The organism is Halorubrum sp. SS7 (assembly GCF_005435055.1).
Taxonomy (GTDB): Archaea; Halobacteriota; Halobacteria; order Halobacteriales; family Haloferacaceae; genus Halorubrum; species Halorubrum salinarum.
This window is the reverse complement of record NZ_SGXV01000722.1, coordinates 1-221: the sequence shown is the minus strand read 5'-3', so window position 1 is coordinate 221 and position 221 is coordinate 1. Positions and strand designations below refer to the sequence as shown.

1 protein-coding gene is annotated in these 221 nt (G+C 68.8%); it reads left to right on the top strand.

All coding sequences use genetic code 11. The annotated features are described in order from the left end of the window. The coding region (locus EXE44_RS19705; RefSeq protein ID WP_137718146.1) for an ATP-binding cassette domain-containing protein at nt 1–221 on the top strand (221 nt) is incomplete at both ends.

Below are 221 nucleotides of genomic sequence, written 5' to 3'. Positions count from 1 at the left end.
ACTGGCCTCATCGGTCCGAACGGGGCCGGCAAGTCGACCATCTTCAACCTCATCTCCGGGTTCTACGAGCCGGACGGGGGGACGGTCGAGGTGAACGGGACGGACGTGACCGGCATGGAGCCGTACGAGGTCGCCGAGCGCGGCCTCGTCAGGACGTTCCAGACGCCCCGGAAGCTGGAGGGGATGACGGTGCGCGAGGCGATGCTGGTCGGGCCGCGGAA